At 61.1% G+C, this 19,200-nt stretch carries 19 protein-coding genes; 8 read left to right on the forward strand and 11 right to left on the reverse strand.

The genetic code is table 11. The annotated features are described in order from the left end of the window. Positions 1-81: 81 nt before the first annotated feature. A complete protein-coding gene (locus tag V8P77_RS16985; RefSeq protein WP_335913484.1) occupies positions 82-1,713 on the reverse strand; it encodes a GMC family oxidoreductase in 1,632 nt (543 codons plus the stop codon). 195 nt (positions 1,714-1,908) lie between these two features. Further along, on the reverse strand, positions 1,909-2,706 hold the full coding sequence (locus V8P77_RS16990) for an alpha/beta fold hydrolase (RefSeq protein WP_335913485.1): 798 nt from the start codon (positions 2,704-2,706) through the stop codon (positions 1,909-1,911). A gap of 141 nt (positions 2,707-2,847) precedes the next feature. Between V8P77_RS16990 and V8P77_RS16995 the strand changes: the two genes are divergently transcribed. Further along, positions 2,848-3,315: a MarR family winged helix-turn-helix transcriptional regulator gene (locus tag V8P77_RS16995; protein ID WP_222013235.1), complete on the forward strand. Its 468-nt coding sequence runs from the start codon at positions 2,848-2,850 to the stop codon at positions 3,313-3,315. A 21-nt stretch (positions 3,316-3,336) separates the two neighbouring features. Here the strand turns inward: V8P77_RS16995 and V8P77_RS17000 are convergent, their stop codons facing one another. Together V8P77_RS17000 and V8P77_RS17005 are read right to left on the reverse strand one after the other, a co-directional pair. After that, positions 3,337-4,116 (reverse strand): SDR family oxidoreductase, encoded by a 780-nt coding sequence (locus V8P77_RS17000; protein ID WP_335913486.1) that lies wholly within the window; start codon positions 4,114-4,116, stop codon positions 3,337-3,339. Continuing rightward, the gene (locus V8P77_RS17005; protein WP_335913487.1) at positions 4,113-4,436 is read right to left on the reverse strand and encodes a nuclear transport factor 2 family protein; all 324 of its coding nucleotides are present in this window, start codon (positions 4,434-4,436) and stop codon (positions 4,113-4,115) included. The genes V8P77_RS17000 and V8P77_RS17005 overlap by 4 nt, the downstream gene beginning before the upstream one ends. Before the next feature lie 94 nt (positions 4,437-4,530). On the opposite strand from V8P77_RS17005, the gene V8P77_RS17010 reads away from it, so the two are divergent. Further along, complete coding sequence (locus V8P77_RS17010) at positions 4,531-5,427, forward strand: LysR family transcriptional regulator (protein WP_335913488.1); 897 nt, start codon at positions 4,531-4,533, stop codon at positions 5,425-5,427. 79 nt (positions 5,428-5,506) lie between these two features. Here V8P77_RS17010 and V8P77_RS17015 read toward each other — a convergent pair whose 3' ends face one another. Continuing rightward, positions 5,507-6,733, reverse strand: coding sequence for an MFS transporter (locus tag V8P77_RS17015; RefSeq protein WP_335913489.1), 1,227 nt, complete (start codon positions 6,731-6,733; stop codon positions 5,507-5,509). A 120-nt stretch (positions 6,734-6,853) separates the two neighbouring features. On the opposite strand from V8P77_RS17015, the gene V8P77_RS17020 reads away from it, so the two are divergent. Beyond that, positions 6,854-7,441 carry a TetR/AcrR family transcriptional regulator gene (locus V8P77_RS17020; RefSeq protein ID WP_335913490.1) on the forward strand — a complete coding sequence of 196 codons (588 nt, stop codon included), beginning with the start codon at positions 6,854-6,856 and terminating at the stop codon, positions 7,439-7,441. 71 nt (positions 7,442-7,512) lie between these two features. On the opposite strand, the gene V8P77_RS17025 is transcribed toward V8P77_RS17020, so the two are convergent. Genes V8P77_RS17025 through paoA form a run of 5 tightly spaced genes read right to left on the reverse strand, consistent with a single transcriptional unit; the run spans position 7,513 to position 12,898 of the window. After that, positions 7,513-8,124 (reverse strand): nucleotidyltransferase family protein, encoded by a 612-nt coding sequence (locus V8P77_RS17025; protein ID WP_335913491.1) that lies wholly within the window; start codon positions 8,122-8,124, stop codon positions 7,513-7,515. Further along, positions 8,117-9,046, reverse strand: a complete 930-nt coding sequence (locus V8P77_RS17030; RefSeq protein WP_335913492.1) for an XdhC family protein — start codon at positions 9,044-9,046, stop codon at positions 8,117-8,119. Before V8P77_RS17030 ends, V8P77_RS17025 begins: the two co-directional genes overlap by 8 nt. 55 nt (positions 9,047-9,101) lie before the next feature. Beyond that, positions 9,102-11,300 (reverse strand): aldehyde oxidoreductase molybdenum-binding subunit PaoC, encoded by a 2,199-nt coding sequence (gene paoC, locus V8P77_RS17035; protein ID WP_335913493.1) that lies wholly within the window; start codon positions 11,298-11,300, stop codon positions 9,102-9,104. Positions 11,301-11,303: 3 nt separating this feature from the next. Next, the gene (locus tag V8P77_RS17040) at positions 11,304-12,254 is read right to left on the reverse strand and encodes an FAD binding domain-containing protein (RefSeq protein ID WP_335913494.1); all 951 of its coding nucleotides are present in this window, start codon (positions 12,252-12,254) and stop codon (positions 11,304-11,306) included. After that, on the reverse strand, positions 12,251-12,898 hold the full coding sequence (paoA, locus tag V8P77_RS17045) for an aldehyde dehydrogenase iron-sulfur subunit PaoA (RefSeq protein WP_335913495.1): 648 nt from the start codon (positions 12,896-12,898) through the stop codon (positions 12,251-12,253). The genes V8P77_RS17040 and paoA overlap by 4 nt, the downstream gene beginning before the upstream one ends. A gap of 234 nt (positions 12,899-13,132) precedes the next feature. Here paoA and V8P77_RS17050 point away from each other — a divergent pair, with 234 nt between their 5' ends. Then, on the forward strand, positions 13,133-13,999 hold the full coding sequence (locus V8P77_RS17050; RefSeq protein ID WP_335913496.1) for a creatininase family protein: 867 nt from the start codon (positions 13,133-13,135) through the stop codon (positions 13,997-13,999). Here V8P77_RS17050 and V8P77_RS17055 read toward each other — a convergent pair. Beyond that, positions 13,962-14,951 (reverse strand): LysR family transcriptional regulator, encoded by a 990-nt coding sequence (locus V8P77_RS17055; RefSeq protein ID WP_335913497.1) that lies wholly within the window; start codon positions 14,949-14,951, stop codon positions 13,962-13,964. The two genes, V8P77_RS17050 and V8P77_RS17055, sit on opposite strands and share 38 nt — an antisense overlap. A gap of 184 nt (positions 14,952-15,135) precedes the next feature. Between V8P77_RS17055 and V8P77_RS17060 the strand changes: the two genes are divergently transcribed. The 4 genes from V8P77_RS17060 to V8P77_RS17075 all read left to right on the forward strand — a co-directional run bounded on the left by V8P77_RS17060 (position 15,136) and on the right by V8P77_RS17075 (position 19,200). Further along, complete coding sequence (locus tag V8P77_RS17060) at positions 15,136-16,152, forward strand: ABC transporter substrate-binding protein (protein ID WP_335913498.1); 1,017 nt, start codon at positions 15,136-15,138, stop codon at positions 16,150-16,152. A 68-nt stretch (positions 16,153-16,220) separates the two neighbouring features. After that, complete coding sequence (locus V8P77_RS17065) at positions 16,221-17,045, forward strand: ABC transporter ATP-binding protein (RefSeq protein ID WP_335913499.1); 825 nt, start codon at positions 16,221-16,223, stop codon at positions 17,043-17,045. Then, complete coding sequence (locus V8P77_RS17070; protein ID WP_335913500.1) at positions 17,045-17,887, forward strand: ABC transporter permease; 843 nt, start codon at positions 17,045-17,047, stop codon at positions 17,885-17,887. Before V8P77_RS17065 ends, V8P77_RS17070 begins: the two co-directional genes overlap by 1 nt. Further along, complete coding sequence (locus tag V8P77_RS17075; protein WP_335913501.1) at positions 17,887-19,200, forward strand: cytosine deaminase; 1,314 nt, start codon at positions 17,887-17,889, stop codon at positions 19,198-19,200. The genes V8P77_RS17070 and V8P77_RS17075 overlap by 1 nt, the downstream gene beginning before the upstream one ends.

Here is a 19,200-nt window from a genome sequence, read left to right on the forward strand (position 1 = left end):
GCCCTGAACCAGTACAAACCCGTTGCTAAAAAAGCTCGGCGGCCCACGCATGCGCCGCCGAGCTCCACATAAATCTCTTCATCATATGAGCTGATTGAACCCTCCGCTCGAGTCCGTAAGGCCATGCATTTCCCGGATCAGATCGGCCGCCCGCTCTCCGATGACAACACAAGGCGCCATCGTGTTGCCGGTGGTGATGCGAGGCATGATCGAAGAGTCTGCGATGCGAAGGCCATCAATACCGTACACTTTGAGCTCGTTATCAACCACCGACATGCTGTCGCGCCCCATCTTGGCTGTGCAGGATTGATGCCAATAGGTGACGGCCGAACGCCGTATAAAGTCGATCGTCCCCGATCGGTCGCGCGCACCCGGAGCAGTCTCGGCCGTTACCAAGGGCTTGAAAGCGTGGCTATTTCCCAATTCCCGGCATAGCTCCACCGCGGCCAGGGCAGCAGCCATGTCTTCTGGTTCACTCAAAGAGTTGGGTTCGATCAGGATGGGATCGTTTGTATCCGGCCCGGAAAGCCTCAGTCGGCCACGGCTTTGCGGTTGGGCGAGACCGTTAAACATCGTCCAGCCATGTTCGGGCGTTTCGAGACCCGTCTCGATCGGCGATGGCACTGCGAACTCCAACTGGCACTGAAGAATGTCCGGCTGGGCAAGACGCGAGTCGCTCTTCCAATATAGTTTTGCTTCGCAGCCGCTACCACCGATTGCTTCAGGTTTTCGATATGCCCAGGTGCAGCCGAATGCAAGGTGATCCTGATGATTGCGACCGACACCAGGTAAATGCTGAACGACAGGAATGCCATGAGCGTGTAACTCATCTTCCGGGCCTATACCCGACTGCATCAAAACTTTCGGCGTGTTGATCGCGCCAAGCGACAGCACCGTCTCGCAACGCGCCGTGAACTGACGTCGCTGACCTTCGACGAGGACCTCGACCCCAATCACCCGCTTGCCATCAAAGATGAGACGCGTGACCAGCGCATCGGTCAGCACCGTCAGGTTCGGCCGCGACATGAGCGGACGCACATAGGATCCGAACACGGATTCCCGCTTGCCATCGCGGATCCTCAGTTCAGCGATCGATGCCCCTCCTGGCCCCTCCATCATTTCACCGTTCGAGCTATCGTAGACGGGAATGCCGATAGTGGATGCCGCACGCAGCAGGGCCTCCGCGATCGGTTGGGGCGCCTGCGGCTGCGCTACGTAGGCAGGTCCTCCCACGCCGCGACGCGTTGGGTCCGGAGCGCCGTGCCAGTCTTCGATCCGGCGATAGTAGCCGACGATCGACTGGTAGCCCCACGCGTCATCGCCGGCTTCAGCGGCAAAGTGGTCCCAATCTCCCTTGTGTCCTCTGGCCCACACCATGACATTGATGCTCGAACCGCCACCGAGCCCCTTGCCCATGCTGAGAGGGAGACGTCGTCCATCTAGGCCGGGGGTCGGTTGTGCAACAAAGCCCCAGTCCCGGCTCGAGCCGAGATTGAGCGGCCACTGCGCAGGGTTCGTAACGGTTTCGGCCGCATCGTCCCCACCCGCCTCGAGCAGCAGAACGCTCGCGTTCCCATCCTCTGCCAGTCGCGCAGCGACAACGGAGCCGCTGGACCCGGCGCCGCAGACGATGAAGTCGAAAACATCACCGACCTCGCGCTGAGGAGTGGGCGGATTTTCGGGTGCATTTTGGTCACGACTATTCAGCTTCACGTGACTACCTCCGTGAATGGATTCAAAATAATAGCGAAATTGCTGGGGATCCCGGGGGCGGATGCGGGCAATGGATCCAAGTCCGAGATCGTGCGGCCTTTTATGTGCTCGCTTCGGCCCGACCTCGCTCGGTTCGACAGCCCCTGCTCGTCGTCAATCGGGACAGTGCGGACTGTCCCGATGAGGCTACGTCTGTCATTGCTTCTTCGCCGAGACGGCCTTAGCGGCCTGATCAATGGTATCGGCGACGACCTTCGGCTGCGTCATGAACAGGGCGTGGCTTGCCGAAACCTTGGTGATCTTCGCCTTGATGCGCTCTGCCATGTGGATCAGCATCGCCTGATCGAATGCTTTGTCTTCGGTAGCGACGACGGCCCAGCTCGGCTTGGTGCGCCATGCAGCATTTTCCAACTTCGTGCCGAACGCCGACATGTTGATCGGGACCTGCGCATCCCTCATGAATGCAACATCCGCATCGCTGACGTCATGAGCAAAGCCAGCCTTAAACTTTTCCGGGCTGACATATCCAAAGCCATCTTTCGTGGTCTCAATGACGAATTCCGATGCAGGAGAAAATCCTTGGTATTGCTGTGCCGTTGTCTCGCCGGCATCGGGGGACAGAGCAGAAACATAGACGAGGCCAGCAACCTTTGCGTCGACGCCCGCTTCCGTGATGATCGTGCCGCCCCAGGAATGTCCAACGAGAATGACCGGACCATCCTGCCGTTCCAGCGCACGTTTGGTGGCGGCAACGTCGTCTTCGAGGGAGGTCAGCGGGTTCTGGACGATCGTAACGCGATAGCCGCGCTTGGTGAGATTGTCGTAAACACCCTTCCAGCCAGAACCGTCCGCAAAGGCGCCGTGGACAAGCACAACGTTTCTGACGGACTGGTCTTGAGAGATGGTGTCCGCTGCGTTCGCCGGCAATGCGGCAGCGGACAGTGAGGCTGCAGCAGCAATTGCGGCTACGGTGGTCGTGGTGTTGCGTGTCATGGCTATCTCCTCGTTAACGGCGATAATTATTATCGCGATATATGTATGCTCTCAGACTTTAGATTGCTCGTCAAGATAATTCTTATCGCGATATTTAATTTTGCTATTGCATGGGCTATATGGAGTCTACAGGAGCTCACAATGACCAAACGCCATAACGACCCACCCCCTCTGCACGACCAATTGTGCTATGCAGTTTATACAGCTGGTATTGCCATCCAGCGCGCTTACAAGCCCCTTCTCGATGAGCTGGGCCTGACGTACCCGCAGTATCTCGTGCTCAACGTGTTATGGAGCGAAGATGGGCAAACGGTGGGCTCAATTGCCAACGCCCTTGCTTTGGAATCCAGCACGCTAACGCCGCTTCTGAAGCGCCTCGAGGCATCCGGCCTGCTGCGCAGGACCAGAAACCTAAGCAACGAACGGCAAGTGGTGATCGCGTTGACCGATGAAGGCCGCGCCTTGCAGCACAAGGCAGGTTGTCTCAGCGACACTTTGCTTGCAGCCTCGACCCAAACACCTCATGAGTTGGCCGCGCTGAACCGCGACGTACGTCATCTCCGCAACGCAATCTATTCCCAAATTGGGGGATGGGACGCACCCGCCTGATCTGCACGTGCATGGCAGCGCCTATGCAGTGGGGACCGTCCCCCCATCAATCGTAAATTCGCTACCGGTGATCGAAGCAGCGCGGTCGGAGGCGAGGAATGCGATCAGATTTGCGATCTCTTCCGGTTTGGCCGGACGACCTAGCGGAATGCCGCCAAGCCCATCCATGATGATCTTTTTGCCGCCTTCAAGGTCAGTTCCGGCCTGCTTCGCCAGGCGCTCAGCAAGGCGAACGGAGGCTTCCGTTTCGATCCAGCCCGGCGATACCCGAACGACCCGAACACCTTTGGGCGACACTTCTTTCGACATCGCCTTGCTGTAGGTGGAAAGTGCTGCCTTGGCTGCAGCATAGGCGGTCGTCGATTCTGGAAGCGGCAGCACCCTCTGTATGGAAGTGACATGCACGACCACGCCGCTCCCTCGGGCGACCATGTCCGGTACGAGCAGCCGATCCAATCGAACAGCTGGAAACAGATTGAGACACAGCTCCTTTTGCCATTCGTCGTCTGTTAAAGCGGAAAATCCACCGCCGGCCGCTGAAGAGCCACCGAGCATATGGACGATGACGTCGACGCCGCCAAGGCGCCGCCGCGTGGCCTCTGCGACGATTGCGCATCCCTCTTCCGTGGTCAGGTCCGCCTCGACGAACATTTCTTCCGACAGGCTTTCCGGACGGGCCCGCGCTGTTGTCAGCACCTTTGCGCCTAGCTCCCGAAACAGTCTGACGGTCGCGGCGCCGGTACCTTTTGTTCCAGCGGTAACGAGTGCGCGTTTGCCCCTCAGGTTAAGAAAGTCGGTCATGAGCGGATCTCCAGCCAGACGATCCTGTCGTCCTTGAGGGTGAAGGCGTGGGTGAGCATCACCGGGCTACCGGGAAACTGGCCGCTCACCCTCGCCCGGACGATTGCTTTGTTGCAGTCAACCGCGGATTCCACGGGTTCTGCATGGTATTGGGTCGCCTTCTTCGCAGCCACCCACCACTCGCGGATTGCGGCGACGCCTTGATGGTGCGCTCCTTCGTCTTCGACGACGGCTTCGATCGCAAAGGTGTCCAGCAGCGCATCCGCGTCATTGCGACGGTCTGCTTCAAAGTACGTGTTTATGATTCCGGGCATATCCATTGTGTTCTCCTCATAACCTAACCGATACTTATCCCTCGACCATTACGTAAATAAGTGGGATAAACCGGCATGCGATGATGAACAGGTCGGGACAATGGAGCTAGCCAGCCTGAAGGAACTTGAAGCGGCCATTGCAATTGCCAGGCGCGGGACTTTTCGAGCAGCGGCCATTGATCTCGGCCTGTCCACGACTGCGTTGAGCCATACGATAAGCAGGCTGGAGGCGGGACTTCGGTTGTTCAACCGCACAACCCGCAGTGTGTCGCTGACGGACGCCGGCCGGTTGTTTGTGCAGCAGGTAGGGCCCACGCTTCAGGATCTCCATGCTGCTCTGGATCTGGTGCGCGCCCACCGCGAGACTCCTTCCGGAACAATACGGATCAACGCAGCGCCATTTGCGGCGCGCGCCATCATCTCACCGCTCGTGCTGGAGTTCCTGCGCCGCTATCCCGACATGAGTGTCGATATCGTCACCGAGGGGAAGATGGTCGATATCGTCAAGGACGGGTTCGATCTGGGCGTCAGGGTTGAAGGCCTCGTTCCCAGCGACATGATTGCCGTTTCGCTCGGTCGGCCTCAGCGACACGCAGTGGTTGTGTCTCCCGAGTATTTCGGGAAACATGGTAAGCCCATGGTGCCTCCGGATCTTCTCAATCACAGGTGCATTCGTGTGCGCCTGCCGGACGGCTCCTTGTTTCGATGGCGGTTCGAAAAAGACGGCGAGCCGGTGCAGATAGACGTGCGGGGGCCAATCGCACTCGATGAGGCCAGCCTTACGCGGACTGCTGTGCTCGAAAGCGCCGGCGTGGGCTACCTCTTCGAACAAGACATTCTCGCGGACATAGAGGCGGGGCGCGTTATTCGCGTTCTGGAAGATTGGACGCCGCCCTATCCAGGCCTATGCCTCTACTATCCTGGACGTCGGAATCTATCGGCCGGCGTCCGAGCATTCCTCAACTTAGCTCGTGATTTCTCCCGAAAAGCGACTTGACCCGCTGCCTTCACCTTGAACGGCTTCGAACCGCTCAAGGTGAACCCTCCTGCGTCGTTCCTTTCTACCGCCCGCCCTGCTACTGCGCCGGCTCCAGCATCGCGCAATCTTCCCCGCCGGTGCACTCGCCCGAAAGGGTGCGCTGACCGAGGGCAATGATAAGGACGGTCGCGGCCCCGGCCGCCGCGGACACCCAGAATCCGCTCTGGGGACCGTAGCTGTCGACGACCCAGCCCGTGACGAAGGCGCCAAGCGCCATACCGATGCCGATGCCGGTCATCACCCAGGTGACGCCTTCCGTCAGCACCGATTCCGGCACGCGCCGCTCGATCAGTCCGAAGGCAGTTATAAAGGTCGGCGAGATCGCGATGCCGCTGACGAAGACGGCGATAGCAAGCAAGGTTACCGAGCTGCCGGCGAGGAGCAGCGGTAGCGAGGTCAGTGCGAGAGTCGCAACAGCGATCAGCAGCTGACGGTGCAAGGGGATGCGCAGATTAAGCGCGCCGAGGGTTAAACCCACTAGGAAGGAACCGAGGGCATAGACACCGATCACCAGACTTGCCGCATTCGGTTGACCAAGCTCCTTGGTGATGGCGACAACACTCACTTCAGCGGTTGCGAAGATCGCGCCGACGAAGATCAGCGCGAGCGTGATGATCTGCACCGGACGCTGGCGGATCGCGGAGCCAACCGAAGCCGCGCCGGCGACATGACGCACCTTGGGCTCGGTGCCGCGCTGCACGATGAAGGCGGCCGTCCCGAGCGCCAGAAAAGCTGTGCTCACCATCATGCCGGCTTCGGGGAATAGGGCGACGGCCAGCCCGACCGACAGCGAGGCGCCGGCGATATAGACCAGTTCGTCCGCGGCACTTTCGAACGCGAAGGCGGTGTTGAGCTCGGGCCGGTTGCGAAAGAGTTCCGTCCAGCGCGCCCGCATCAGCGCCGGAATGCTTGGCATGGCTGCCGCGAGGAAGGCTGAGGCAAATAGCGTCCACACGGGCCAGTTCTGGATGGCCGCGGCGATCAGCGCGATGAACGCCAGCACTGATACGATGGTTGTGGGGACGACGACTGCCGTCTGGCCCAGTCGGTCGACCGCTCGCGAAATCTGCGGCGAGATCACCGCATTGGTGAGCGCATAAGTCGCCGACACGGCGCCTGCCAGCCAATATTCGCCATGTGCCTGGGAGAGCATGGCAACGATGCCGATCGGCGCCATGGCGATGGGAAGGCGTGCGAAAAAGCCGGCTGCGGAGAAGCCCTTGGCCCCAGGTGCCGCGAATATCTGTTTATACGGATTTGACATGCGACGATCCTTCCAGCTATCGGATAGAACACTTATATACGGAACGTATGTGTTTAGAAATAATGCATACGCTCCGTATGTCAATGAAAAAGATACGCGGCGTATGCCAATGGAGAAGCCATGCGCAAACCGCGCCAGGAGATGATCGCAGAAACCCGCGGCAAACTGATCGCAGCCGGGCGGCGTGCCTTTGGCACGATCGGCTACGCGGAAGCTTCGATGGACGATTTCACCGGCGAAGCGGGACTGACGCGGGGCGCCCTCTATCACCACTTCGGTGACAAAAGGGGCCTGCTCCAGGCCGTCATCATGGAAATCGACGCGGAGATGACGGAGCGGCTGAACGAGGTCTCGGCCGCCGCTTCCACGCGCTGGCAGGGCTTTGTCGACGAGTGCTCCGCTTATATCGAAATGGCGCTTGAGCCCGAAATCCAGCGTATCATGTTTCGCGATGGCCCGGCTGTCCTCGGCGATATCTCGCAATGGCAGAACACCCCCGGCTGTATCGCCGCCCTCTCCCGCAGCCTCGACCGTCTCAAGGCCGATGGCGAGATCATCGATATCGACACCGAAACCGCCGCTCGCCTCATCAATGGCGCCAGCAGCCATATGGCGCTTTGGATCGCCAATGCCGAGAATCCTGAGGCGGTTTCGAAGCGGGCGGTCGCGGGATTCAAGGCTATGCTGGGCAGCCTCCGCAGGCAGTAATGAGGTGTTTGATTTCCTATTCAGGCTTCGATAGCGGCGCGACACCGGGGCTGCGCGCTGTCTTCCGCGGGTCAGTTCATTGCGCCACCGGCTGCCAATACCTCGTCCGGCGTGTCGACGTCGAGCAGGGCCGCATCGCCAACATCGACATCGAGCACGGGCAGGCCTGATGTGGCGATGATATCGCGCGCGCCGACATCGCCTTCAAGTCTCAGGACTGCCTGACGCAGAGAATGGGGCAGGATAACGGGATTGCCGGGCTTGCCGCGTGACACGGCGCGCACGATGGCCTCGCCGCCGGCGCTGCGAAAGGCGGAAATCAGGGCATCGAGGTGTGCGGTGGAAATAGCGGGCATATCGGCCAGCATGATGAGAATGCCGTCGGCGCTGTCAGCGTCCCTCGATGAGAACCCTGTTATGAGTGAGCTCGCCATGCCGCTGGCGTAATCGGGATTGTCGATGAAAGTCAGAGCCAGCCCATCGAGCGCGGCCTCGATCTCGCTCCTGCGATGGCCGGTGACGACAATAACGGAGGCTGCATCCGCAGCGAGCGCGGTCAATGCCGACCGCCGCACGAGCGGCACGCCGTCGAACTCGACCAGCAGCTTGTGCTTCCCGCCCTCACCCATCCGGCTTGCCTTGCCGGCAGCGAGAATGACGATCGCGACCGATGCCTTACGCATAAGCCACCAGTCTTGCCGCGGCGACATCAGCCAGAACCGACAGGGCGAGCGAGGTTGCATCCCGCGTCGGGCCGAACATCCCGATGGGTGCCTTGATACGAGCGATGTCGTCGCGTCTGAAACTCAAGGCTGTCAACCGCTCGACACGCCGATGATGCGTCCGGGAGCTGCCGAGTGCGCCGATATAGAACGCCGGCGAGTGAAGCGCGGCCTCGATAATGGCGGCTTCGGCGTCGAGGTCATGATGCAGGAGCACGATGGCTGTGAAGGGGTCGATGATGTCGGCTGCGACCCCAGCCCCCTCGCCCCGTCCTCTGACGATCACATCATAGCTGCAAGCCTCGGCCAGCCGTGCGACGGTCTGCGCTTCAAGCGTCTGTCCGGAAAGGACGATACGAGTGCGAGGACGGTAGACGGTCAGGAAATCACCCTCGGTCCAGCACGTCCGCAGCGGCGGGTCGACCGATATAAGCGTCTGCCGCTCCGGCGAGTAGACAAGACCGGCTGCCTGCCTTTGTCCGAGACGATCCAGAACATGCTGTAGAGCGCCGACATCTTTCAGGACATGGATTGCAACAGTGATCCCGCCGCCGCAGGGAAGGACAATGTCGAAGAAGGGAGAGCCGTCGCCGAACTTGACCGTGCGGTCCCGTCCTTCCGCCATTGCAAGAAGCGCTTCGGAGGCGACGGCGGCTTCGACACATCCGCCGGAGACATAACCGCAGAAACGACCATCGGCGGCAACCGCCAGATGAGCGCCGAGCGCGCGTGCAGCCCCGCCTCGGATGTCGACGAGGGTGGCGAGTGCCGCCGCGCCAAGACCATGGGCGTCTATCGCGAAGCGAAGCAGTTCCGCCGGATCGTCGGTGGGCGACGCCCTGACGGGAATTGGCGCCGTGATGGGCGCAAGTGTCTGATCCATGGGAAATCCTACAGGAATTAACGGCGGTCCGGGTTTCGGACCGCCGTCGACGTGATCAGGCCACGTCCGGCAAGCCGCCGATGAGCTTGTCAAGCGTCAGCGGATAGTGCCGAACCCTGACGCCGGTCGCGTTATAGACGGCGTTGGCGATTGCTGCCGCGACGCCGCAAAGGCCAAGCTCGCCGACGCCCTTCGCCTTCATCGGCGAGGACATCGGATCGGTCTCGTCCATGAAGATCACCTCCTGGTGCGGAATGTCGGCATGAACCGCCACTTCGTAGCTGGCGAGATCGTGGTTGACGAAGAAGCCGCGACGGGTGTCGACCGCCAATTCCTCGGACAGTGCGCCGCCCGCTCCCATCGTCATCGCGCCGATGACCTGGCTGCGGGCCGTGATCGGGTTGAGGATCCGACCTGCCGCGCAGACCGCGAGCATCCTGCGAATACGGCTTTCTCCCGTGGCAATGTCGACGCCAACCTCCACGAAGTGCGCACCGAATGTCGATTGCTGATGCGTCTCGGTGAGCTCGCCCCACTTGATGGTGTCCTCGCCGACAAGACCATCCGGACCGGCGGCTTCGGCAAGAGGCACCGAACGATTGCCCGAGCGGACCTCGCCATTCTCGAAGACGATGTTTTCGGAGTTGAAGCCGAGCTTCTTGGCGATGGCCTCACGCAGCTTGACACAGGCTGCGTAGACGCCAGACGTGGAAGAGTTCGCACCGAACTGTCCGCCGGAACCCGCAGAAACCGGAAAACGCGAGTCGCCAAGTTGGACGGCGACCTTGTCGATCGTGACTCCCATCATCTCGGCGGCGGTCTGGGCGATGATCGTGTAGCTGCCCGTCCCGATGTCGGTCATGTCGGTTTCGACCGTTACGACGCCTTCCCGGTCGAGTTTTACCCGGGCTCCGGAGGGAAGGACGAGGTTGTTGCGGAAGGCAGCGGCGACGCCCATGCCAACCAGCCAGCTGCCGTCCCGCCTGGAACCCGGCCTTCCCCTTTCTCCCCAGCCAAACCGCTCGGCACCGAGCGTCAGGCAGCCGACGAGGTTGCGCTGGGAAAATGGCCGCTGCGGCTTCTCCGGATCGACCTGCGTATCGTTGACGATCCGAAACTGCACGGGATCGATCCCAACTTTTTCGGCAATCTCGTCGATGGCGATTTCGAGCGCCATCAGTCCGGGGGCTTCGCCCGGAGCGCGCATGGCATTGCCCTCCGGGAGATGAAGCGTCGCAAGACGCATCGCGGTCATGCGGTTTGCACCGGCATAGAGGAGCCGCGTCTGGTTGACGGCGGTCTCCAGTCCGCCGCCCGGAAGGTCGCCGGACCAGCTTTCGTGCGCAATGGCGGTTATCTTGCCGTCACGCTCGGTTCCAATGCGAATCCGCTGGATCGTCGCCGGCCGATGAGTTGTGTTGTTGGGCATGAGCGGTCGTGGGAGAGCGACTTTGACCGGCCGCCCAACCGCCTTTGCTCCGAACGCGGCAAGCACGGCGTCGGCCCGCAGGAAGAGCTTGCCGCCGAACCCGCCGCCGATGAACGGCGACATGAGATGGACGTTTTCCTTGTCGATGCCGAGTGTGGTCGCCAGATCCGTGCGCCACCAGTCGATCATCTGACTTGACGTCCACACCGTCAGTTCATCGCCGCTCCAGGCGGCGATGGAAGCATGCGGCTCCATCATGGAATGGGATTGGTCGGGCGTCGTGTAGGTCGCCTCCAGAGTGACGGGAGCTGACCTGAAGGCAGCCTCGAAGTCGCCGACCGCTGTATCGGGCTGCTGAGATTCATCCGGCTTGACGGCCGAATCCTTTGCCTGACCGAGATCGAACACACCCTTTTCTTCGGCATAGTCGACCTTGACCAGGGAGGCTGCGGCGCGTGCCTGCTCGAAGGTCTCGGCGACGACGACCGCGATTGCCTGGTGATAGTGCTGAACCTCGTCGCCACCGAAAAGCTTGGCGGTGTTGAACCTGCCCTTCTTCCGCTCGCCGATGTCGAGCGTCGTCACGACGGCAAGCACACCCGGAGCCTTCTTGGCGGCGGAAACGTCCATGGACGTGATACGGCCCTTGGCGATGGCCGCGCCGACGGGATAGCCGTAGGCATAGCGCATATTCGGATCGTGCCACTCATAGGCGTACATCGCGCGGCCGGTCGTCTTGAGCTGACCATCGATGCGGTGGATCGGCTGGCCGACAACCTTCAGATTGTCGATCGGGTTGGTTGTCGCTGGCGTATCGAACTGCATGGCTCAACCCCTTGCTTCGGCAATGACCGCGCCGAGCGTGCGCTCGACAAGATCGATCTTGAAACGGTTCTGTTCGGTCGGATGGGCGCCGGCAAGAAGCACGCCTGCCACCGCCCGCGCGCCTTTCGGCAGCTCGGCTTCGGCTGCCTCGATGCGCCACGGTTTGTGGGCGACGCCGCCGACGGCGACCCGTCCTGTGCCGTCCGGCTGGATCACCGCTCCGACCGAGACCAGCGCGAAGGCATAGGAGGCGCGGTCTCGCACCTTGCGATAGATGTGCTTGCCGCCGATCGGGGGCGGCAGAAGGACCGCCGTGATAAACTCGCCGCGCTCAAGAACGGTCTCGATATCAGGCGTGTCGCCGGGTAACCGATGAAAGTCGGCGATCGCAATCGCGCGACGACTGCCGTCGGCCTTGACCGTTTCCACAACAGCATCGAGCACCCGCATGGCGATGGCCATGTCACTCGGATGAGTGGCGATGCAGGCTTCGCTGGTGCCGACGACGGCATGCTGGCGGCTGAAGCCGCCGATAGCGGAACAGCCGCTGCCTGGCTGTCGCTTGTTGCACGGCTGGTTCGGGTCATAGAAATAGGGACAGCGCGTGCGCTGCAGAAGGTTGCCGGCCGTCGTTGCCTTGTTGCGCAGTTGCCCGGAGGCACCCGCGACCAGCGCCCTGGAGATCAGGCCGTAGTCGCGGCGAATGGTTTCATGAGCTGCAAGATCGGTGTTGCGGACCAAGGCGCCGATGCGCAGCCCGCCCTCCGGCGTGGGCTCGATCTTGTCGAGGCCGACACCGTTGACGTCGATCAGATGCGTTGGCGTTTCGATCTCGAGCTTCATCAGGTCGAGGAGGTTGGTGCCGCCGGCGATGAACTTGGTTTCAGGATTTAAGGCTGCCGCCTTGGCCGCGGCCTCGACGGACGAGGCACGTTCATAGGTGAAGGCTCTCATGCTTTGATCCCCGCGACTTCAGCAATGGCATCGATAATGTTGGAATAGGCGCCGCATCGACAGATGTTGCCGCTCATGCGTTCGCGGATCTCGACCGCAGTGACGGCCGCCTCTGCCGTAAGATCGCCGGTGACGTGGCTCGGTATATTCGCCTTGATCTCCTCGAGCACCGCCACGGAGGAACAGATCTGTCCCGGCGTGCAGTAGCCGCACTGGAAGCCGTCATGCTTGACGAAGGCCGCCTGCATCGGATGAAGGTTTTCAGGCTGGCCGAGGCCCTCGATCGTGGTGATTTGATCGCCTTCATGCATGACCGCCAGCGTCAGGCAGGAGTTGATGCGGTGGCCGTCGACCATGACGGTGCATGCACCGCATTGGCCGTGGTCGCATCCCTTTTTCGTGCCGGTCAGATGCAGGTGCTCGCGCAGTGCGTCGAGCAGCGACGTTCTGTTGTCGACCTCGATATCGCGCTTCTCACCGTTAACCGCGAAGGAAACTTTGGATGTATAGGCCATGTCATTTCCTGGGGACTGTGCCGCCGCGGGCGCGACGGCTCCGGTGACCGCAATCGTTGCGGCCGACGAGATAAGTAGATCTCGACGGGAAAGTTCCAGTTGTGTCTGGCTTGGCATGAACTGTTCCACCTTGCTTGTTGGACATGGGCGCGCGTCAACGCCGTCTGCTGAGGTAGTGCAACTCCGCCTCCTGATTAGACCCCCTCCGTTGCATAAGGTTATCGATCTGGCTCATGAATTCCCCGAGCCGCGGTCATAAGATGCCGCGAGCCACAACTTCAATGAAGTTGCCTTGGACGCGGAAGCGCCAGCGGAGCAACGCCCGCCGATGCGCGCGAAAAAAAGCAGCGCCATGCGCAAAAAATGATGCTTTTCGGGCTCATCATTATTCCCTACTCCCTATCGAAGCAGGTGACGAAAGGGGAAGACCGCATGCCCACGCCGTTTTACTGGAACGAGCTCAATACATATGATTTTGCCGGCCTCTCCCCCGAGACCACGATTGCCGTTCTGCCCATCGCCTCGACGGAACAGCACGGCCCGCATCTGCCGATCGCAACGGATGTTGCCATCGCGACCGGCATGCTGGCGGAGCTGAAGAGGCAGCGGCCGGAGGATCTGGACATTCTGGTCCTTCCGACCCAGGAGATCGGCAAGGCCAACGAACACATCTATGGCCCCGGCACGCTGTCGCTCAGTGCCGAGCTGCTCATCCCCGTCTGGACGGCGATCGGCGCAAAGGTTGCCGAAGCCGGGCTGCGGAAGATGGTGATCGTCAATTCCCACGGCGGCAATGTCGACATCATGAGCATCGTCGCGCGCGAACTGCGCGTGCGCCATCAAATGGCGGTGGTCTCCACGCAATGGGGCCGTTTCGGTCATCCGGAAGGCATGGTCAGCGATCACGAGAGCAAATACGGCATCCACGGCGGCGATGTCGAGACGTCGTTGATGCTGCACTTTCGCCCCGAGCTGGTGCGGATGGACAAGGCGCAGAATTTCTCCTCGAAGGCCGAAGGGATGCGGGAGCAATCCAAATTTCTTCAGCCTCTGCCGCCGCATTCGCTGGCCTGGATCGCGCATGACCTCAATCCCTTCGGTGTGGTCGGCGATGCCTCGGTTGCCACTGCCGAAAAGGGCGAGGCGATCTGCCGCCATCAAGTCAAGGGGTTCGTCGAGCTGCTCCGGGACCTCAAGGCCTATCCGCTTTCGAATCTCTATGTGAAATAGGCTCAGCCGCGGGTTTCACATCTGGTGGGATATGACCCTTGGCCTGCAGTTCCTGCACCAGGCCGAGCAGTTCTGCGAGCAGATATTCGACGAAAAGGCTGGTGGCCGCGTCGAGCGCTGCGCGGGCACGGGCAAACAGTTTCATCTGCTGGTAACGCGCATGCGGCTCGGCGATCGGCCGGAAGACGAGTTCACCGCGCCGGCATTCGGTGATGACGTCGAGCGGATTGAGCAGCGTCAGCCCGGTGCCGCATTTGACGAGCTGTTTCAGCATCTCCGATGCATTGGTTTCCAGCACCGGCTCGACCGAAATGGGCAGGCGCGCAAAAGCAAGATTGATCACCTCGCGCAGGCTGGTGCCCGGCTGCGCCAGAACCAGTTTTTCCTGGGTGACATCGGCGAGGTTGATCGGCCCGGGACCGATCAGGTGATGCCCCGGCGGCAGCACGACGCCGATCGGGATATCGAAATTTCCAAGCGTGCGGATGCCGGGCATGGCGGGGATATTGAAGCCAAGACCGATATCCACCTCGCCTGATACAACGGGGTTGGCCGTCGTGCCGCCGGTGTCGTTGCGCAGCTGGACGAAGACGCGCGGATGCTCTGAAAGAAAGCGCGCGATGATTTCGGGCAGCGGCCCGGCGGCTAGCCCAACGGTCGTCACCATGCGCACCTTGCCTGCCTGCTGCATCTTGAGGCTGCGGATGCGTCCCTCCAGGCGCTCGTAATTCTTCAGCACGTCGCGAATATGCTCGATGCAGAGCTCGCCGGCAGCCGTCAGCCGCAGGCCACGCGGCAGCCGCTCGAAAAGCGGCGCCCCGATCTCCTCCTCCAGCGCCAAAATCTGCCTGTTGACCGCCGACGACGCCACGTTAAGGCGCGCGGCCGCCTTGCGGATCGAACCGCAACGGGCGATCTCGTTGATGTAGAGAAGGCGTCTTGAGTGCAGCATGATCTCTCCGATGCGTAAATTTTGCGCAGGCCGCACAAATTATCTTCAGCTTTCCGAGGGATGCCGAAAAGGCATCAATGTGCACGAATTTTGATGCTTTTCAAAGCGCATGGCAATGGCTCAAATTCTCACAAAAGGGAGCCGGATAAGGCTTCCCTCGGTTACAAAAGGGGAACTGCCGACCATGTTGAAAGCACAGACGAACAGACAATTCCTGAGCTGCCTCGGCCTCGCTTCGATGCTTGCCGCCGCCTCGCCGGCGTTTGCCCTCGACAAGGTGAGCTATGGGACGAACTGGCTTGCCCAAGCCGAGCATGGCGGCTTCTACCAGGCCGTCGCCGACGGCACCTATGCGAAATACGGCCTCGACGTCACCATCGTCCAGGGCGGCCCGAATGCTGCAGGCAGCGCGCTGCTGATCTCCGGCAAGCTCGATTTTTACATGGGTGGTCCTCAGGGAGAGATATCCGCCGTCGAGCAGGGCATTCCGCTGGTCGATGTCGCCGCGATCTTCCAAAAGGATCCGCAGGTGCTGATCGCCCATCCGGACAACGGCGTCGACAAGTTCGAGGATCTCGCCAAGCTGAAAACGCTGTTCCTCAGCAAAGACGGCTACCTCACCTATTTCGAATGGATGAAGGCGAACTTCAAGGGCTTCAAGGACGAGCAGTACAAGCCCTATAACTTCAGTCCCGCCCCTTTCCTTGCAGACAAGGATTCTGCCCAGCAGGGGTACCTGACCTCCGAACCTTACGAGATCCAGAAGCAGGCAGGCTTCGAGCCGAAGGTCTTCCTGCTCGCCGACAACGGCTACTCGCCCTATTCGACGATGATCACGACGACGCAGGCGATGATCGACGGCAAGTCCGATGTCGTGCAGCGCTTCGTCGATGCTTCGATCGAAGGCTGGTACAACTATCTCTACGGCGACAACACGAAGGCGAACGAACTGATCAGGAAGGACAATCCTGAAATGACGGACGGCCAGATCGCCTATTCGATCGCCAAGATGAAGGAATACGGCATCATCGAATCCGGCGACAGCCTCGACAAGGGCATCGGCTGCATCACCGACGCCCATTACAAGAAGTTCTTCGACGAGATGACCGCCATCAAAGTGTTCAAGGCCGATACCGATTACACCAAGGCCTTCACGACGAAGTTCGTCTGCAAGAGCACCGGCGTGGCACTGAAGAAATAAGCCTCCCAGGCTAGGTCCGCCGCTTTTCTGGCGGCGGACCGCATCCCCTTCGATAGATGAGCGAGAAAATGTCCCTAGCCGAAACCAAGCCGGCGCCTTCGAAGGAAGCGAGAAAGCGGCCACTGGTCGTCATGCAGGCGGTCTCGAAGGTCTTTTCCAGCGGCACTGTCGCCCTTTCGAACATGTCACTCACGGTCGAAAGCGGCGAGTTCGTCAGCCTGCTCGGCCCTTCCGGCTGCGGCAAGTCGACGGCGCTGCGCATCATCGCCGGTCTCGGCGATGTCACCTCGGGAACGATCGACTGGCCCAGTTCGCGCATCAATTCCCGAGGTCTGCCGGAGGGCGATATCGGCTTTGTCTTCCAGGAGCCGACGTTGATGCCCTGGAAAAACGTGTTCGACAACGTCCACTTGCCGCTGAGGCTGAGACGAGTTTCGAAGGCCGCCGCGCATGATCAGATCATGCAAGTGCTGACCACCGTCGGCCTTCAGGATTTTGCCAAGGCCTATCCGCGCGAACTTTCCGGCGGCATGAAGATGCGCGTCTCGATCGCCCGTGCGCTGGTGACGAAGCCGAAGCTGCTGCTGATGGACGAGCCTTTCGCCGCACTCGATGAGATCACCCGACAGAAGCTCAACGACGACGTGCTGCGGCTGTGGAAGGCGACCGGCATTACGGTGATTTTCGTGACGCATTCGGTCTTCGAGTCCGCCTATCTCTCGAACCGCATCGTCGTGATGAAGGCAAGGCCCGGGCGTGTGCATGCCGACGTCCCGCTGGTCACCAGCCTCGAACGCGACGCGCACTACCGCACTTCGGAAGAATACCGCAGGGCCTGCGAAACGGTGTCGTATTCGTTGATCGGGGCGATCAATTCGGCAGGGGATCATTGATGAGTGACGAAACAGACGCATCGCCGCTGCTGGTTAAGGGTACCGCGCGCTTTAGGCGCGGCGATCTTGCGCTCCGCATCACCATCCCCTTCCTCGTCATCGCCATGTTGATCCTCGTCTGGTACGCCTATGTGAAACTGTCCGGCGTGCCGCCCTATATCCTGCCAGGACCGGCCGCTGTGGCAAACGCCTTCGTGACGGATTGGGGTACGCTTGCTCCTGCCCTCTGGGTCACCACCAAGATCACCTTCATGTCGCTGATGCTGGCGCTTGTCGGCGGCGTCGGCTTTGCGATCTTTCTCGTGCAGTCACGCTGGGTCGAGCTTGCCTTCTATCCCCTTGCCGTCATCCTGCAGGTAACGCCAATCGTCGCCATCTCGCCGCTTATCCTGATCTATGCGCCGTCGACGCAGGTAGCGCTGCTGATCTGCGCCTTCCTCGTCGCCTTTTTCCCGATCCTTTCGAATATGGTCCAGGGACTGAAGAGCGTCGACCACAATCTGATCAACCTCTTTGAGCTCTACGGCGCCTCGCGCTGGCAGACGCTGCTCTTTCTCAAATTGCCTGCCGCCCAACCCTATTTCATGACCGGCCTCAGGATCGGCGGTGGCCTTGCGCTGATCGCCGCTGTCGTCGCGGAATTTGCGGCAGGTTCGGCAGGCGCGGGATCCGGCCTCGCCTTCCGGCTTCTCGAAGCACAGTATCGGCTGAATATCCCGCGTCTCTTTGCAGCCTTGCTGATGCTCTCCCTGCTCGGTGTAGCGATCTTCGCTATCACCTCTTTCATTTCCTGGCTGAGCCTGCACCGTTGGCATGAGAGCAGCCTGAAACGGGAAAACTGATGACCTATTCCTTCATCTCCCCGCCCAATGCCGGCCGCTTCGTGCTGAGCAATGCAACGCTGCCCGCCGTTGCCGTTGTGGGATTTGACGCGCCCGCCGTCGAGGGGCTCGTCAAGGCCGATATCGTCATTACCGATGGCGTCATTGCCGCCATCCGGCCGGCCGGCGCCGCACCCGCCGATTATGCCAGGACCGATCTTAAGGACGGCATGGTCTGGCCGTGCTTCGCCGATATCCATACCCATCTCGACAAAGGCCATATCTGGCCGCGCCAGGCCAATCCCGACGGCAGCTTCATGGGGGCGCTCGATGCGGTCAGGGCCGACCGGGAAGCCAACTGGTCGGCGGCAGACGTCAAACGGCGCATGGAATTCTCGCTCCGCTCCGCCTATGCCCATGGCACCAGCCTGATCCGCACGCACCTGGATTCGCTTGCGCCCCAGCATCGCATCTCCTTCGAGGTCTTTTCCGAAATCCGGGATGCCTGGAAGGACCGGATTGCACTGCAGGCGGTCGCCCTCTTCCCGCTGGATGCCATGGCAGACGGCATCTTCTTTGCCGATCTCGTCACAACAATCCGACAAACCGGCGGCCTGCTTGGCGGCGTCACCCGGATGGGGCCGGAGCTTGTCTGGCAGCTCGACACGCTCTTCAGGACTGCCGCGGAGCATGGCCTGGATATCGATCTGCATGTCGACGAGACGGATGATCGCGGCGCCGAGACGCTGAAGGCAATTGCCGAGGCCGTGTTGCGCAACGGGTTCGAGGGCAAGGTGACCGCCGGCCATTGCTGCTCGCTCGCTCGCCAGGACGAAGACACCGCCGCGCGCACCGTCGATTTGGTCGCCAAGGCAGGTATCGCGGTCATCTCACTGCCGATGTGCAACATGTATCTGCAGGATCGCTATCCCGGCCGCACCCCGCGCTGGCGCGGCGTCACCCTGTTCAAGGAATTGGCCGCCGCCGGTGTCGCGACCGCGGTCGCCTCCGACAATACCCGCGACCCCTTCTATGCCTATGGCGACCTCGATCCGGTGGAGGTCTTCCGCGAGGCCGTGCGGATCCTGCATCTCGACCACCCGCTCGATACCGCCGCCCGTGTCGTCACCACCTCGCCCGCCGCCATCGTCGGACGGCCGGACAAGGGCCGTATCGCCGCCGGCGATCCGGCCGATCTCGTGCTCTTCAGCGCGCGGCGCTGGAGTGAATTCCTTTCCCGTCCGCAGTCTGACCGCGTCGTGCTTCGCCGCGGCAAGGTGATCGACCGCAGCCTGCCGGATTACCGTGAACTCGATAACGTCGTTGGAGGCTGA

The organism is Rhizobium aouanii, from assembly GCF_037002925.1.
Lineage (GTDB): Bacteria > Pseudomonadota > Alphaproteobacteria > Rhizobiales > Rhizobiaceae > Rhizobium > Rhizobium aouanii.